Origin of the sequence: Nocardia sp. NPDC049737, from assembly GCF_040674755.1 — a bacterium.
Taxonomy (GTDB): domain Bacteria; phylum Actinomycetota; class Actinomycetes; order Mycobacteriales; family Mycobacteriaceae; genus Nocardia.
Genome location: NZ_JBFANH010000016.1, coordinates 24,954 through 39,898 on the forward strand (window position 1 = coordinate 24,954; position 14,945 = coordinate 39,898).

Genomic DNA, 14,945 nt, shown 5'->3' on the forward strand with positions numbered 1-14,945 from the left:
CCATGAACTTCTCCAATCCGAACACCGCTGGACTGCCGACGGTCAGCCTCGTCGATGTGGCGAGCTATCTGCCGGGTGAGCCGGTCGGCACCGAATACTTCACCCAGTACAGCCGATCCGATCGGATGGCCAAGAACGTCATGTTCCGCTCGCCCAAGGCGCGCCACCATGTGGCCAGGGACGAGACCGCTGTGGATATGGTCGAGCGCGCCGTCGCGCCGCTGATCGAACGCCATGGCGCACAGGCGATTACGGATATCGATGTACTGATCACACACACCCAGCTGCCGGACAATCCGGTGATGGGTTGCGGACCCGAGGTGGCCCGTCGCCTCGGGATGAAACCCGGTTTCGTCTACGACGTGCACAATGGCGGCTGTGCGGCCTTCGTGCACATGATGGCCATGGCCAGGATGATCCTGCAGACCACCGACGCCCGCACCGCGCTCATCGCGGCCACCCAGAACTGCGCGGGCCCGGTGTTCACCCAGACCGAAATCCGCAAGCTCGCCCAGGCCCCGGTGCCCGGTGACGCCTGCGGTGTCGGACTGCTCGTCAAGGATGATTCCGCGCCGATCCTGGACATCGAATGCCGCACCTATCCCGAATTCGCCGGGGATATGGAGTTCTCGACCAATGGCGAGCGCAAGTATTGGGAGCCGGGCGAGGGCGAGGGCTGCGTCAGCTTCACCGAATCGAAGATCACCAAGGTGTTCGCACGCGGCAATCGGCTGGTGCCGGAGGTGGCATTGACGGTGTGCGATCGGATCGGGGTGAAGGGCCGCGATATCGACACCTTCGTCACCAATCAGCCGAACCGGCTGTTCCTGCGCAACTGGCACGATGCGCTGGAACTGCCGCCGGAGCGGCACCCGGACACCTTCGATCAGTGCGGAAATCTGTTCGCCGCGGGTATCCCGGTCACGCTCGATACCGAGAATCGGGCGGGTCGGCTGCGCAACGGCTCGGTGGTGCTGCTATCGGCATTCGCGCACGCCGGTGATTTCGCCGGGGCCGCGGCCGTGCGCTGGGGTGCGGCGAGATGAGAGTGCGGGTGGCCGACGAATCTCGGCCCTCGCAACAGCATCGAAGTCAGCGGACGCAGGCGCGGTTCGATCTCAGCCTGAGCGAAAATCCGTTTCCGCCATTGCCTTCGGTACTCGTCGCCGTGAACAGCGTACTGGCGCAGGCCAATCGCTATCCGGAATTCCTGCCGCGTCGGCTGCCGAGGTTGATCGCGGGACACGTCGGGGTGCATTCGGATCAGGTGGTCGTCGGTTCCGGCGCGACCGGGGTGGTCATGCAGATCATCCAGGCATTGACCAAACCCGGTGACGGAATCGTCTACGGGGCACCGACTTTCGACGGCTATCCGATCATGGCCGAGATGGCCGATCTCGAGGTTGTTCCGGTGCCCCTGGATGCCGCGGGCAATCAGGATCTCTGGGCGATGACGAAGGCCATCGACAGGCGGACCGGTTTGGTGGTGGTCTGCCGTCCGCACAATCCGACCGGCACCGCGATCCCGGCCAGTGCGCTGGAGTCCTTCCTGTGCTCGGTACCGCGGCGGGTACCGGTCATCCTGGACGAGGCCTATGCCGAATTCCTCGGCCCCGCCGATCAGGTCGACACACTGGCGCTGCTGAATAGACATCCGAATCTGCTGGTCCTGCGCACCTTTTCGAAGGCATACGGACTGGCCGGGCTGCGCATCGGCTACACCTTCGGGCGCAGCGAGTTGATCAGCCGCGTCCGCAGGCTGCAGCTGCCGTTCGGGGTGGGTTCAGCGGCGGTGGCCGCGGTCGCCGCGTCCTACGCCGCCGAACCCGAATTGGCCGCGCGCATCCTGCGCATCACCACCGCACGCGAGACCCTGCGCAGTGCGTTGCTGCGTCGACACATCGCCGTGCCGCGCAGCTACGCCAACTTCCTGTACCTGCCGGGCCCCGGCGTAGCAACGGCGCTGCGCCGAGCCGGCATCGCGGCCAAGGCATACCCCGACGGCAGCGCGCGCATCGCCGTCGGAGACCCCGAGGCGGACAGCGCGGTGCTGCAGGCGCTGGAGTCACTGCGCTAGGTGGTGTTGGAGCGGCGGCGCTCACGGAACCTGTTTCCGTTGCGCCGCCGCCCCAACCCGAGATGCTCGACAGGCATCATGCAGGTTAGGGGCGAGGACCTTGCGGCTCGAGTGATCCGATACGTGCCGGTCCACGAACTTCTCGTGATCGCGCGGTGGTTCGATGGAGTGATGACGCCGTGGCGGAAGTTCCAGGTGAATTCGGCACCAGCGCGCGGGACCGCGAGTCGCGTGCTGTTCCGGTTCACGCTGGGGCGGCGCGAGGTCGTTGTTCGCCAGACTGTCATCGAGTCCAGTGGGACAAGCGGCTGGCACTACCACGACGGCACGCTGTTCGTGCTGGTTGCCCGCGGCACCCTCGACCATCCCGGTGGCGACTGTGTCCCGGTCACCTACCGGCGCGGCCGAATCTTCCGGGAGCCCAGCGGCCCGTCCTATCCCCATGTGGCACGCAATCTCGGGACGACCCCGGTGACCCTGTTCGTGCTGTACTCGAACCCCGTCGGTAGCCCGCTGTCACATCACGTCGACCCGCCTGAATGCGCCGACCAATAGCGTTCGAACCGACTTGTCCGGTGCTCGCAGCAGCAGCTGGCGCGCGATCGGATTGTCGTGGTATCTGACAGGTATCATGCAGGTTATGGCGATGACCTTGCGACTCGATGACGACGACGACCGCATGCTGACCGAGGAAGCCGCGCGCACCGGCCGCTCCAAGCAAGAGATCGCGAAGGAAGCGATACATCTGCATCTCACCGCGAACCAGGAAGTGTTCGAGGCGATGCTGGCCCGCACCATGAACCGGCACGCCGAATTGCAGGAACGGCTCGCGTGATCCGATATCTGACGGTCCACGAACTCCTACTGATCGCGCGGGCCGTGAACCGCGGTACCGACGCGATTCGGGATTACGGATTGCTCGCCTCTGCCGCCGCACGTCCGTCCACCACGGTGTTCGGCGTCGATCCGTATCCGGAATTGCTCGAAAAGGCCGCAGCATTGCTGCATTCGCTTGCTCGCAATCGTGCCCTGATCGACGGCAACAAACGCACCGCGTTCCTGGCGGCGGCCCTCATGCTCGAACGTAACGGAGTCATGCTGGCCGCCCTCCCGGACGAACAGGAGCCGATCATGATCGCCGTCGCAGTCGGGGACATGGACGTGCCGGAGATCGCCGAGCACCTCCGGAAATGGCGCGAATAGCAACGCACACGACGTCGCGACGGGGTCTGGTCGCGACCGCGTGTCAGTTGGTCGGGGCGCAGGCGTCGCGTAACGAGCACGCGCCGCAGGAGGAACCGCAGCCGCCGGTCTCTTGTGCGGGAACCAACGACTCGACCGCGCGAGCTGCGGCATTCGCGCCCGCGCCAAGGGTGAACAGTGCCACGGTGGCTGTCACCACCGCCACGATCAAAGCCGGGAAACCACCTGCGGCGAGTGCGACGAGACCGCCCGCGAAGAGTAGTGCGCCCGCGGCCAGGGAGGTGGGGGCGGCGACGCGGTTGGCGATGCGGAAGGTTTCCTCGTCGTGCAGTGCCGCCTCGGTGTGCACCCCGATGAAGCGGTTGCGTGGCAGCCGCCCGGTCAGTCCGAGCACGCCGGTTGCGATGGCAACCATGGCCAGCACGAACAGGGTGAGAGCGACGACGAACACCCAACGAGGCTAGCGCACCGCCGCGACGCCGAATCCAGCCCGCCCGATTTTCGGTGTATAAGCCCGGACGTTCTACCCTGATAGGCACATCTATGACGGGGATCGGCGAGAACAAGAAGGCAGGACCGTGGCGGACACTCGTGCAACCGAAAGCGATGTACCGGAGCACAGGTACAGCGCGGGCCTCGCCGGCCGCATCGAGCGCCGGTGGCAGCAGACCTGGGATGAGCGCGGGACCTTCCACGCGCCGAACCCGGTAGGCCCGCTCGCGGGTGCGACCCCGGCGGACAAGCTGTTCGTCCAGGACATGTTCCCGTACCCCTCCGGCGCGGGTCTGCATGTCGGGCATCCGCTCGGCTACATCGCCACCGACGTCTTCGCGCGCTATCACCGGATGCACGGCCGCAATGTGCTGCACGCGCTGGGCTATGACGCATTCGGTCTGCCCGCCGAACAGTACGCGGTGCAGACCGGTGCGCATCCGCGCCAGACCACCGAATCGAATATCGCCACCATGCAGCGTCAGCTGGACCGGCTGGGTCTCGGCCACGATCGTCGGCGGTCGTTCGCGACCACCGACCCGGAGTTCTACAAGTGGACGCAGTGGATCTTCCTGCGCATTTACAACGCTTGGTACGACCAGGATTTGGAACGCGCCCGGCCGATCGCGGAACTGCGGGCACAGTTCGATTCGGGTGCGCGCCCGACGCCCGACGGCCGCGATTGGCAGGATCTGACCGCGGCCGAACGCGCCGAGGTGCTGGACTCGTATCGCCTGGTGTACCAAACGGATTCGGTGGTCAACTGGTGTCCGGGGCTGGGCACGGTGCTGTCCAATGAAGAGGTCACCGCCGACGGTCGCAGTGAACGCGGCAACTTCCCGGTATTCCGGAAGCGGCTGTGGCAGTGGATGATGCGCATCACCGCCTACTCCGACCGACTGGTCGACGATCTGGACCATCTGGACTGGCCGGAGAACGTAAAGGCCATGCAGCGCAACTGGATCGGTCGATCCCGTGGCGCGCAGGTGAAATTCGACGCCGACGGTCAGCAGATCGAGGTCTTCACCACGCGGCCGGACACCCTGTTCGGTTCCACCTATGTGGTGCTGGCTCCCGAGCACGAGCTGGTCGACAGACTGACGGCGCAGGCCTGGCCCGCAGGCGTCGATCCGCGCTGGACCTTCGAGGATGCCGGTGATCCTCGGGAAGCCGTTGCCGGGTACCGCAAGGCGATCGCGGCCAAATCGGATCTGGAGCGTCAGGAGAACAAGGAGAAGTCCGGCGTATTCCTGGGTTCCTATGCGACGAACCCGGTGAACGGCGCTCAGGTACCGATCTTCATCGCCGACTACGTGCTGGCCGGTTACGGCACCGGCGCGATCATGGCGGTGCCCGGGCACGATCAGCGCGACTGGGAGTTCGCCTCGGTCTTCGGTCTGCCGATTGTGGAAGTCATTTCCGGCGGGGATATTTCGGCCGCGGCCTACTCCGGTGACGGCGCGCTGGTGAACTCCGATTACCTGAACGGCCTGTCCATCGAGGAGGCCAAGGCCACGGTGATCGCCCGGCTGGAGGCCGACGGCCACGGCAAGGGCACCGTGCAGTACAAGCTGCGCGACTGGCTGTTCGCCCGCCAGCGCTACTGGGGTGAGCCGTTCCCGATCGTCTACGACGAGGACGGCGCACCGCACGCGCTGCCGGAATCCATGCTGCCGGTCGAACTTCCGGAGCTGGACGATTTCGCGCCGGTCACCTTCGATCCGAACGATGCCGACTCCGAACCGTCGCCGCCGCTGGCCAAGGCCATCGACTGGGTGAATGTCGAGCTGGATCTGGGCGATGGACCCAAGCAGTACCGCCGCGATACCAACGTCATGCCGAACTGGGCGGGCAGCTCCTGGTACCAGCTGCGCTACGCGGACCCGACGAATGCGGACGCGTTCTGCGCCAAGGAGAACGAGCAGTACTGGCTGGGCCCGCGCACCGCGGAGCACGGCCCCAACGATCCGGGCGGTGTCGACCTGTACGTCGGCGGTGTCGAACATGCGGTGCTGCACCTGCTGTACTCCCGGTTCTGGCAGAAGGTGCTGTTCGATCTGGGCGATGTGAGCAGTTCCGAGCCGTACCGTCGCCTGTTCAACCAGGGCTACATCCAGGCGCACGCCTACACCGACGCGCGCGGTGCGTATCTGCCCGCCGCCGAGATCATCGAGCGCGACGGCAAGCACTACTTCCCCGATCCCACGACCGGCATCGAGATCGAGGCGTTCCAGGAGTACGGCAAGATCGGCAAGTCGCTGAAGAACGCCATCTCGCCGGACGAGATGTGCGATATGTACGGCGCCGACACCTTCCGCTTCTACGAAATGTCGATGGGGCCGCTGGATACCTCGCGGCCATGGGCGACCAAGGATGTCGTCGGGGCGCACCGGTTCCTGCAGCGGGTCTGGCGACTGGTAGTCGACGAGGAGTCCGGCGCGATCCGGGTCACCGATGCGACGCCGTCGCAGGAGACGCTGCGTCTGCTGCACAAGACGATCGCGGGTGTAGACGACGATTACGCCGCACTGCGCGATAACACCGCGGGCGCCAAACTGATCGAGCTGACCAACCATCTGACCAAGAGCTACCCCGGCGGTGCACCGCGCGAGGTGGTGGAGCCGGTGGTGCTGATGCTGGCGCCGATGGCACCGCATATCGCCGAGGAACTGTGGGAACGGCTGGGACACAAGCAATCCCTGGCGCACGGTCCGTTCCCGGTGGCGGATCCGGCCCTGCTGGTCGATGAGTCGGTGGAGTATCCGATTCAGGTGAACGGCAAGGTGCGCAGCCGAATTCAGGTGCGCGCCGACGCCGATAACGCGACCATCGAGGCGACCGCGCTGGCCGATGAGAAGATCGCGGCCGTGCTGGGCGGGAATGCGCCGCGCAAGCTGATCGTGGTGCCGGGGCGGCTCGTCAATATCGTCGCGTAGGCGATAGAACCACCGCCGCGCACGGATTTACCCAGCATTTCGTGCGCGGCGCAGGTCCGTCAGTGTGGTGGCAGCAGGACACGATCGTATGGCGTGCCATCGACACCGAAGTTGTTCCACAGAAGTGACTTCGCCAACTTTCGTGCCGCGATGACTCCCGGCGCCAGCTATACCGCAATCATTCGGACCCGGTTACCACACAGCCGCCACATATCGTCGATATCGGATGTCACGATGGCGACCGGGCCAGGCTGACGCAGCGCCATTTCGGCGAGAGTCGCATCTATGGCGTACTTGTGGCCGTGCGGACCCGCCTGTTTCAGGAGTTCGGCGGCGGCCGTCGCGGCGGCCTGGTCCACCGGCCCGACGCGCACCCGGGACAGTGTCCATTGCAGTCGAGGCATATTCACCTTCGCATGGCTCACCTCGACAATCGTGTTGGCTCCGACTACCAGATCCGCGCCCATCTGGTGCAGCACCTGAATCTTCGCCAGCATCCCGCGATCCTGCCCCACCCACAGCGCGATTCCTCGACTGTCGAATACGACGGTCTCGAAGCGTTCTGTCACGCAGCGCTCGTCCTGGCATCGCCGCCGAATATTTCATCGCGAGCATTGGCGAGCTCTTGGTCGGTGAAGGCACCGTGCTTCTCCTGATACCCGCGCAGATCATCCGCGAGTAGTTCGTGGCGGAGTTGACGCGCCACCGCAGCCGCGATGTAGCCGGAGACGTTGTCGGTCCGCTGACGCAACTCCGCGACCTGCTCAGCTGGCAGGGTCACGGTGATCCTCTGGGTCGACGACATGACATAGGCACACCGCGATATGCAGGATCAGAACGGCCGGAGCACGATCTCGGTCGGATGGCCGTCGCGCGGTGTATCGATGGCCGAGCGCACGGTCCCCGCGACCGTCTGCGGACTCAGGAATTCCTCGGCGCGATACTCGCGCCCCTCACCCGCGATGATCTCGCGCTGCATATCGGTATCGATGCGGCCGGGATGGATCGAGGTCACCCGCAGCGTCGGTTCCTCCAACCGCAGCGCGTCACCGAACGCGCGCAATCCGAACTTGCTCGCCGCATAGGAGGCCCAGCCCGCATTCGCCCGCAAACCGGCGCCCGAATTGATCAGCACCACATGACCGTTGGCCGCACGCAGCGCGGACAGTAACAGTCTGGTCAGCTCGGCGACCGCAACCACGTTGGCTTCCAAGGTATTTCGCCACTGTTGCACCGAAGAATCAGCGATCGAACCCAGGTCGGCGATACCGGCATTGTGTACCAACACATCCAGGCGCTGAATCGACGAAACCGCTTCCGCCACTGCGGAATAGTCGGTCAACTCGACCGGCCATCCGGTGGCCCCGGGTAGTTCGCCTAATATCGCGCGCAGCGCCTCGGCCGAGCGGGCGCCGAGCAGCAGATCGTGGGTCGGTGCGAGTTCGCGGGCGATCGCGGCACCGAGCCCGCGGCTGGCACCGGTGATCAGCGCGGTCGGCTTCGGTGTGCTGGTCACGGCGGAGGTCATGCAGTCACCGTATCGGCCACCGAAACGGGCAGTAGCAATACCCGCGCGCGCGGCGATGGATGCATAAAGCGAATAAATGGAATTCACGGACGGGGCATGCAGAGTGAGATCCAGCGCACACCAGCTGGCCACCAGGGCGCACCAGGACGAGACACGAGTCACTGAACGGGCGTACTTGCGGGTGTCATCGCAAAATAGGGGGATGGCACACCCAGGTTTCACCCCAACACAGCTCGCGGCTCGCGCCGCCTATCTGCTACGGGGCAATGATCTGGGCACCATGACCACTGCCGCGCCCCGGCTGTACCCGCACATGTGGAGTTGGGACGCCGCCTTCGTGGCGGTCGGGCTCGCCCCGCTGAGCGTCGAGCGCGCTGTCATCGAACTGGACACCCTGCTCTCGGCGCAGTGGAAGAACGGGATGATTCCGCACATCGTCTTCGCCAATGGCGTGGACGGTTACTTCCCCGGCCCGGCCCGCTGGGAGTGCAAGAGGCTGGCCGCCAACGCCCCCGACGGTCCGGACACCTCCGGCATCACCCAGCCGCCTGTGCACGCCATCGCGGTGCAGCGCATCCTCGACCATTCCCGCCGTCACGGCCGCAGCACCAGGGCGGTGGCCGAGGAATTCCTGAATCGGCGCTGGCCGGATCTGGTGCGCTGGCATCGCTGGCTGGCCCATGCCCGCGACCCCAAGGAGAGCGGCCGGATCACGCTGTACCACGGCTGGGAATCCGGAATGGACAATTCGCCGCGCTGGGATCGGGCCTATGCGAATGTGACGCCCGGCGATCTGCCGCCGTATCAGCGCGAGGATCTGCTGGTCGTCTCGGATCCGTCGCAGCGGCCGAGCGATCGCGAATACGACCGTTATCTGTGGCTGGTCGAGCAGATGCGCCGCGCCGGATACGACGACTACCAGCTCGCCTCGACGATGAGCTTCGCGGTGGAGGATGTCTTCGTCACCGCCATCTTCGCGTTGGCGTGTGAGGTTCTGGCCAATATCGGCGAGGAGTACAAGCAGCCCCATGCCGATGTCCGCGAACTGCATTCGTGGGCGGATCGGTTCCGCGCGGGGGTGGTCGCGACCACCGATGCCCGCACGGGTGCGGCCAGGGATTTCGACGTGCGACTCGCGCGCTGGATCAGTACCGAAACCCTCTCGATGTTCGCCCCACTGCTGTGCGGCGGCCTGCCCCGCGACACCGAACGCAGCCTATTGCGCCTGTTCGAGGGACCGCGCTTCTGCGGCCACCCGGATCTGCGCTATGCCTTGCCGCCGTCCACCTCACCGGTCTCCAAGGACTTCCGCTCCCGCGAATACTGGCGTGGCCCGGTCTGGCCGGTGATGAGCTGGCTGTTCTCCTGGGTCTTCGCCCGCCGCGGCTGGGCCGAACGATCCTTCATGCTGCGCGCCGAAGGTCTGCGCCAAGCCAGCGACGGCAGCTTCGCCGAATACTACGAACCATTCACCGGCGAACCCCTCGGCAGCATGCAGCAGTCCTGGACCGCGGCCTCGGTCCTGGACTGGCTCGGCTAACGCATCCGGAACCGTTGGGGCCGCTGCTGATGTGAGCGGCGCAAGCGAGCAGTGAGTGAATACTGCGCAACTGTCACACATGTAACACTGGTCACACGAGTCCGTTGTCGCTATCGTCGAACAGCATGGATAGCACTCGCTGGAGATCCACTCGCACTGTGGCGTTGTCCGCGATCACGCTGGGCAGCATCCTGATGGCTACCTCGACGGGCACGGCAGTGGCCGAACCGAGCGGGCCCGATGTGTCGTCGTGGCAGCATGTCGACGGCCGGTTCATCGACTGGTTCGCGGTGCGCGGGGCGGGGCACGCTTTCGCCATGGTGAAGGCGACGGAGGGCGTGAATTACATCAATCCGTATTTCGTGCCGGACAGCCTTCTGATGCGGACGGCGGGAGTCGCGCGCGGGACGTATCACTACGCGCGACCGAACCTGCTGCCCGAGCCGCAGGCGGCGCTGTACGCGGCGGTCGTACTCGGACAGAACGGGCCGCTGGATCTGCCGCCGGTGCTCGATCTGGAGAATGCGGGCGGACTCGATCCGGCCGGGCTGATCAACTGGACGCATCGGTATCTGAATACCGTGCGGGCCCTGACCGGACGGGTGCCGATTATCTACACCTATCCCAATTTCTGGAAGACGGCCATGGCGAATACCAATGAATTCACCAGGTATCCGCTCTGGATCGCCGACTATCGCGGAAACGAACAACCCGAAGTACCGGGCGGCTGGCCGACCTGGACGTTCTGGCAGACCACCGACAGCGGCCGCATTCCCGGTATCGCGGGTGGCACCGATGTCAACGTATACAGCGGCGCCCAAGGCGATTTCGCGCGCTACGCCAATATGGACTGAACACAGCACGAAACCGCTACTCCCTGCAGGTTCGAGTAGCGGTTTCGTGTGTTGCGCGGGGAATCGACTGGGCCTACCCACCCCGCCGGCTGCCGCCCCTAGGTGCCGATTCGCCCGCCACCCTTCTTCCACACCGAGACAACGGCGGGTCTGGGCAGACTATCGCCCCCATCGGGCCAATGCGAGGCGGGCTTGTCCGCGGTCGCGTCGTCGCGCTCGCCCGGATGCTGGACACAAACGGTAACCCGCTGCTCCGATACGGTCGGACCGCAGGTCTCCGCGCCGAACGGGACAGTCAGGAATTGTTTGGTCTCACCGCGATTCGGACCGTCGAGCACCACCGAGAACAGTCCGTCATTGGCGCCGTTGGCGCGCGAGGCATCGGTGGAGATCCACAGATTGCCGTAATCGTCGAAGGCGAGATTGTCCGGTGCCGCGATCGGGCTGACCTTGGCCTTATCGAAACCGGCGAAGTAGGTGTCGGTGGTCTTCGGGTCACCGCACAGCATGAGGATATTCCAGGTGAAGGTGGTGCCCGCGTGATCGTCGTCCAGTTCGAGCACCTGCCCGAATTTATTGATATTGCGTGGATTCACCTCATCGATGGCGGGCTTGCCCTGCGCGCCGCGCTGCTCGTTGTAGGTCAGCGCGACATAGACCTTGCCGGACTTGGGATTCGCCTCGAAATCCTCGGGACGGTCCATCTTGGTCGCGCCGACCCTATCGGCAGCCAACCGGGTGAATACCGAAACCTCTTCGGCGGTGAAGCCGTCCACCTTCGAGGTTGCCGTACCGTCCGCACCGGTGACCAGCAGCGGAATCCATTGGCCGGTACCGGTGAAGCCCTTATCCGAGGGCACCGTGCCATTGCCGTCGATCTTGTCCGGGTGATCGCCGGTGAATTTCGCGACGTACAGCGTGCCCGCGTCCAGAATCGTCAGGTTGTGCCGCATGCTCGCCTGACCGTTGCCGGACTGCACCTTTCGCGACGAGACGAACTTGTACATGTAGTCGAAGCGCTCGTCATCGCCCATATAGGCGACAACAGTGCCATCCGCGGCGACGTGAATGGTCGCGGCCTCGTGCTTGAACCGGCCGAGCGCGGTGTGCTTGATCGGCGCGGCCGAGGCGTCCCACGGATTCACCTCGATGACCCAGCCGAATCGGTTGGCCTCATTGGGTTCCTTCGCCAGATCGAAGCGCGCCTCGTGCCGCTCCCACTTGCGCTCGGAGGCGCCGTTCGGGAAGCCGTAGCGCTTGAGCCTTGCCTTGGCGGCCTCGTCGGTGACCTGATCGCCGTTGGCGAAGTACTGGTTGATGTTCTCTTCACCGGAAAGTACCGTGCCCCAGGGCGTCAGGCCGCCGGAGCAATTGTTCAGGGTGCCGAGCACCTTGGCGCCGGACGGGTCGGCGCTCGTCTTCAGGAAGGTGCTGCCCGCGGCGGGGCCGGTCACCGTGAACTCGGTGGTGCCGGTAATGCGACGGTTGTACTTGCCGAATTCCGGTGTCAGCTTGCCGGTTCCGGAATCGCCCTTGACCTGGACCACCGAAAGACCGTGCGCGGCAATGGCGGTCTGATAGTGCTCGAGTGCGGGCTGTTCCTTGTTGTAACCCTTGAACATCTGCGGTTCGGTGGTGTACTCGTGATTCACCACCAGCAGGTAGGTATTCGCCTGGCCTTCGATGGGCAGTATTGCGGCGAAGTCGTTGTTGAAGCCGAACTGTTCGGCCTGCGCGGCCGCGGATTGGGCGTTGGCATCGAACTTCGGCGCGTCGGCGAATAGCGGGTCGCCCCAGCGGATCACGACATTGTGTTCGTAACCTTCCGGAATGACCAGTGCGTCATCGGAATTCGCCGCGACCGGTGCGAAGTTGGTACCAACCGGCACACCGTCGACCAGCGAGCCGCCCGTCGCCAATTCGACCTTGTCGTCATCACCGCAGGCCGCGAGCACACTGGCCGCGCCGACCGCGACCACCACCCCCGCACTGCCCTTCAACATGCCGCGCCGCGTCAGCGCCGCGCGCACCATATCGCCGAAGTATTCGTTCTCGGAGGTGTTCGGAACCTCGTGGAAGCAGGCGTTACCGCATTTGTACTGACAGGTGATGGCCGAGCGCTTCGGCTGGCCGTCCCGCTTCACGAACAGGGCAAGGGGCTTCGGTGTCACGACGAACTCCTGACTTTTGCTGACGGGCGCACGCTAAGCCGCTCAGGCGATCCACAGGAAACAGTCAGATGAACGTCCGACCAATTAGGTAACCCTCATTTGTGAAGCTACCGGAAAGCACGCGCCCGCTATCCTTACACCGACCGGCCGCTACCGCTTTTACCTGGTCGAATAGCCAATGTTCGGCCTAGCCGCGTATCGCGCTACTCATGCGCAACTCTCCTTCCAGGAGGAGTATCGGTACAAGGACATGAGGACCGATCCAGGAGTAGTGCGATGTCTTTATCCAGAGGAAGATCCCAGCTCAGCCCGCAGGCGCTGGACTATCTCGATTCGATTCTCGCGGGCGCGGTGGCCGAGGCCCGCGCCGTACTCGTCGACCACGACGGCACGGGTGAAGTGGGCGACGGTGGCTGCAACAGGTGTACCCACCCCACTTGTGTCGGCTTCATCCCGAGCGGTGGCGCGGTCTGCAAGCGTCCCACCTGCCAGCACAGCTTCTTCAGCCACCGCGTCTTCTGACGCACAAACAAATATTGCTCCCGTTCCTGGTGAACGAGAGCAACATTCGGTGCCGGGGCTACGCATTGACTTGCAGTGCGATCACGACCTCTTGTTCGTTCTCCGGCAGATAGTGGACCTGGATGATGCGACCGACCTGCACTTGGGCCACGCTGGCGGGCGGCAGGAACTTGTCCACACTCGTAGTGAAAGTCGTTCCGTCGGGCCGGGTCACGACCAGGCCGAGCTCGATCTTGGAATACCCGTTGCGAATCTCGCCGGGCACCGAAAGCGACTGCACGACGGCCTGAGCGGTAATGCCGCGCTCGGCGATATCGAGTTTGGCCTTGGTGGTGAAGCCCTTTCGGATCATGGATTCGTTCATGGCGCGCTGAGCTGCCGACATATCGCCGGAGCGGTCGACCTCGACCTTGTCGGTGCGATCGGGCAGATAGCGCACCGGCAGCACAACACCGGGCTGTAGTAGGGCGAGTTCGGTGAGCGGAACGATCATTTTGGCGTGCGAGTCGAAGATCTTGCCGTCGCCGCCCTCGACGCTGAAGTCGATGCGGATCTGCGGCTGATCATTGACGGTCAGACCGGTCTGCCGGAAGGACTTGATGGTGCCGATACCGACCGAACCATCGCGGAAAGCCGAGCTGTTGTTGCCGGTGAAGGCCGCCAGGATGCCCGCGCCGGTAAAGGCGAAGACGATCGGGACGATGGTCAGGGCGATGATCGGGAGCGCCATCTGCGGTCCGACCCAGGCGAGCGTGCCGTCGTCGAAGGGGCCATAGCTGGTGTAGGTGAGGCCGTGCCAGAGGTAGTAGCCGATCGAGAGGACGAGGAACGCGGCGGCGAGCGAGCGGGCGATGTTTTTCATGGTTTTCCCTTGGGTGTGAAGAGGTTTGCCCCGCTCACGCCCCTCATATCAAGGGGCGTGAGCGAGCGAAGGGTCAGCCGCCGACCACGGTCGAGCAGGCGAAGGTGATGTCGAATTTCGAGCTTTTCGGGCTTGCGGTCGGATTGGTGAGGTCGGGTGCGCCGACGCCCTCACCGCTGACCTTGTAGGTGTTGCCGTCCTTGACGACCTTGGCCGAACCGCCGGGCATGCCGTTGCCGAAGCCGAGGGCATAGGGCAGGCCGTTCGCGCCGCCCTTGCTGCCCGCGACCGCGACAGCCTGGACGTTGTCGGAGCCGGTGATGGAGGCGCTGACACTCAGCGTGCCGTAGGTGGCGTTATTGGTGTCGCTGAGCGCGAGGGCGAGAGTGCCGCCCTGCTTGGCGCAGGTGGTCTCGAACTTGCCGTCGAGCGCCTTGCCGTCGACCGAGGCGCTCGACTTGCCCGATGCCGGCGCCGGGGCGGCCGAGGTGGCCGGATTGGCCGAGGTGGTCGGCGAGCTGCCCGAGTCGTCGCTGCATCCGGTAACGAAGAGGGCCAAAACGGCGGCCGAGGCGGTGAGAGCGGCGGCGGAGATGCGGACCGGCTTGCTGTTCATGATCTGTTCCTTTTGCTTCGTTCGGCTCCGGTGTTGGGCCGATACGAGAAAGGTAGGAATCGAACGCGCCCTACCGATCCCAGGTTTTTCGGAGTCTGAAACACGCAAAGTTCCGTTAACCTGGTCGAATGCGACGGCCGCGCG

Annotated in this window: 16 protein-coding genes; 9 read left to right on the top strand and 7 right to left on the bottom strand. The window is 64.7% G+C overall.

The annotated features are described in order from the left end of the window. Positions 1 to 2: 2 nt before the first annotated feature. From AB0J47_RS21770 to AB0J47_RS21790, 5 genes are all read left to right on the top strand, one after another. Positions 3 to 1,046: a 3-oxoacyl-[acyl-carrier-protein] synthase III C-terminal domain-containing protein gene (locus tag AB0J47_RS21770; RefSeq protein WP_364348604.1), complete on the top strand. Its 1,044-nt coding sequence runs from the start codon at positions 3 to 5 to the stop codon at positions 1,044 to 1,046. Then, the gene (locus tag AB0J47_RS21775) at positions 1,043 to 2,077 is read left to right on the top strand and encodes an aminotransferase class I/II-fold pyridoxal phosphate-dependent enzyme (RefSeq protein WP_364348607.1); all 1,035 of its coding nucleotides are present in this window, start codon (positions 1,043 to 1,045) and stop codon (positions 2,075 to 2,077) included. Before AB0J47_RS21770 ends, AB0J47_RS21775 begins: the two co-directional genes overlap by 4 nt. A 171-nt stretch (positions 2,078 to 2,248) precedes the next feature. Beyond that, the gene (locus AB0J47_RS21780; protein ID WP_364348610.1) at positions 2,249 to 2,632 is read left to right on the top strand and encodes a cupin domain-containing protein; all 384 of its coding nucleotides are present in this window, start codon (positions 2,249 to 2,251) and stop codon (positions 2,630 to 2,632) included. Positions 2,633 to 2,717: 85 nt separating this feature from the next. Next, positions 2,718 to 2,912 carry a ribbon-helix-helix protein, CopG family gene (locus tag AB0J47_RS21785; RefSeq protein WP_364348613.1) on the top strand — a complete coding sequence of 65 codons (195 nt, stop codon included), beginning with the start codon at positions 2,718 to 2,720 and terminating at the stop codon, positions 2,910 to 2,912. Positions 2,913 to 2,920: 8 nt separating this feature from the next. Then, positions 2,921 to 3,280 (top strand): type II toxin-antitoxin system death-on-curing family toxin, encoded by a 360-nt coding sequence (locus AB0J47_RS21790; RefSeq protein ID WP_364349073.1) that lies wholly within the window; start codon positions 2,921 to 2,923, stop codon positions 3,278 to 3,280. A 43-nt stretch (positions 3,281 to 3,323) separates the two neighbouring features. On the opposite strand, the gene AB0J47_RS21795 is transcribed toward AB0J47_RS21790, so the two are convergent. Next, positions 3,324 to 3,731 (bottom strand): SdpI family protein, encoded by a 408-nt coding sequence (locus tag AB0J47_RS21795; RefSeq protein WP_364348616.1) that lies wholly within the window; start codon positions 3,729 to 3,731, stop codon positions 3,324 to 3,326. Positions 3,732 to 3,858: 127 nt separating this feature from the next. Between AB0J47_RS21795 and leuS the strand changes: the two genes are divergently transcribed. Next, a complete protein-coding gene (leuS, locus tag AB0J47_RS21800; protein ID WP_364348619.1) occupies positions 3,859 to 6,708 on the top strand; it encodes a leucine--tRNA ligase in 2,850 nt (949 codons plus the stop codon). Between the two features lie 167 nt (positions 6,709 to 6,875). On the opposite strand, the gene AB0J47_RS21805 is transcribed toward leuS, so the two are convergent. The 3 genes from AB0J47_RS21805 to AB0J47_RS21815 are packed head-to-tail and all read right to left on the bottom strand — an operon-like array spanning position 6,876 to position 8,236. Continuing rightward, positions 6,876 to 7,277 (bottom strand): DNA-binding protein, encoded by a 402-nt coding sequence (locus AB0J47_RS21805; RefSeq protein WP_364348622.1) that lies wholly within the window; start codon positions 7,275 to 7,277, stop codon positions 6,876 to 6,878. After that, the gene (locus tag AB0J47_RS21810) at positions 7,274 to 7,489 is read right to left on the bottom strand and encodes a hypothetical protein (protein ID WP_364348625.1); all 216 of its coding nucleotides are present in this window, start codon (positions 7,487 to 7,489) and stop codon (positions 7,274 to 7,276) included. Before AB0J47_RS21810 ends, AB0J47_RS21805 begins: the two co-directional genes overlap by 4 nt. Positions 7,490 to 7,540: 51 nt before the next feature. After that, positions 7,541 to 8,236 (bottom strand): SDR family oxidoreductase, encoded by a 696-nt coding sequence (locus AB0J47_RS21815; protein ID WP_364348628.1) that lies wholly within the window; start codon positions 8,234 to 8,236, stop codon positions 7,541 to 7,543. Positions 8,237 to 8,438: 202 nt separating this feature from the next. Between AB0J47_RS21815 and AB0J47_RS21820 the strand changes: the two genes are divergently transcribed. Further along, the gene (locus AB0J47_RS21820; protein WP_364348631.1) at positions 8,439 to 9,776 is read left to right on the top strand and encodes a glycogen debranching protein; all 1,338 of its coding nucleotides are present in this window, start codon (positions 8,439 to 8,441) and stop codon (positions 9,774 to 9,776) included. 194 nt (positions 9,777 to 9,970) lie between these two features. Continuing rightward, positions 9,971 to 10,630 (top strand): glycoside hydrolase family 25 protein, encoded by a 660-nt coding sequence (locus AB0J47_RS21825; protein WP_364349076.1) that lies wholly within the window; start codon positions 9,971 to 9,973, stop codon positions 10,628 to 10,630. A gap of 98 nt (positions 10,631 to 10,728) precedes the next feature. Here the strand turns inward: AB0J47_RS21825 and AB0J47_RS21830 are convergent, their stop codons facing one another. Continuing rightward, on the bottom strand, positions 10,729 to 12,801 hold the full coding sequence (locus AB0J47_RS21830) for a PhoX family phosphatase (RefSeq protein WP_364348634.1): 2,073 nt from the start codon (positions 12,799 to 12,801) through the stop codon (positions 10,729 to 10,731). Positions 12,802 to 13,077: 276 nt separating this feature from the next. Between AB0J47_RS21830 and AB0J47_RS21835 the strand changes: the two genes are divergently transcribed. Then, positions 13,078 to 13,323: a hypothetical protein gene (locus tag AB0J47_RS21835; protein ID WP_364348637.1), complete on the top strand. Its 246-nt coding sequence runs from the start codon at positions 13,078 to 13,080 to the stop codon at positions 13,321 to 13,323. A gap of 58 nt (positions 13,324 to 13,381) precedes the next feature. Here the strand turns inward: AB0J47_RS21835 and AB0J47_RS21840 are convergent, their stop codons facing one another. Both AB0J47_RS21840 and AB0J47_RS21845 read right to left on the bottom strand, forming a co-directional pair. Beyond that, complete coding sequence (locus AB0J47_RS21840) at positions 13,382 to 14,185, bottom strand: hypothetical protein (RefSeq protein ID WP_364348640.1); 804 nt, start codon at positions 14,183 to 14,185, stop codon at positions 13,382 to 13,384. A gap of 73 nt (positions 14,186 to 14,258) precedes the next feature. Further along, positions 14,259 to 14,801, bottom strand: a complete 543-nt coding sequence (locus tag AB0J47_RS21845; protein ID WP_364348643.1) for a lipoprotein LpqH — start codon at positions 14,799 to 14,801, stop codon at positions 14,259 to 14,261. Positions 14,802 to 14,945: the final 144 nt, after the last annotated feature.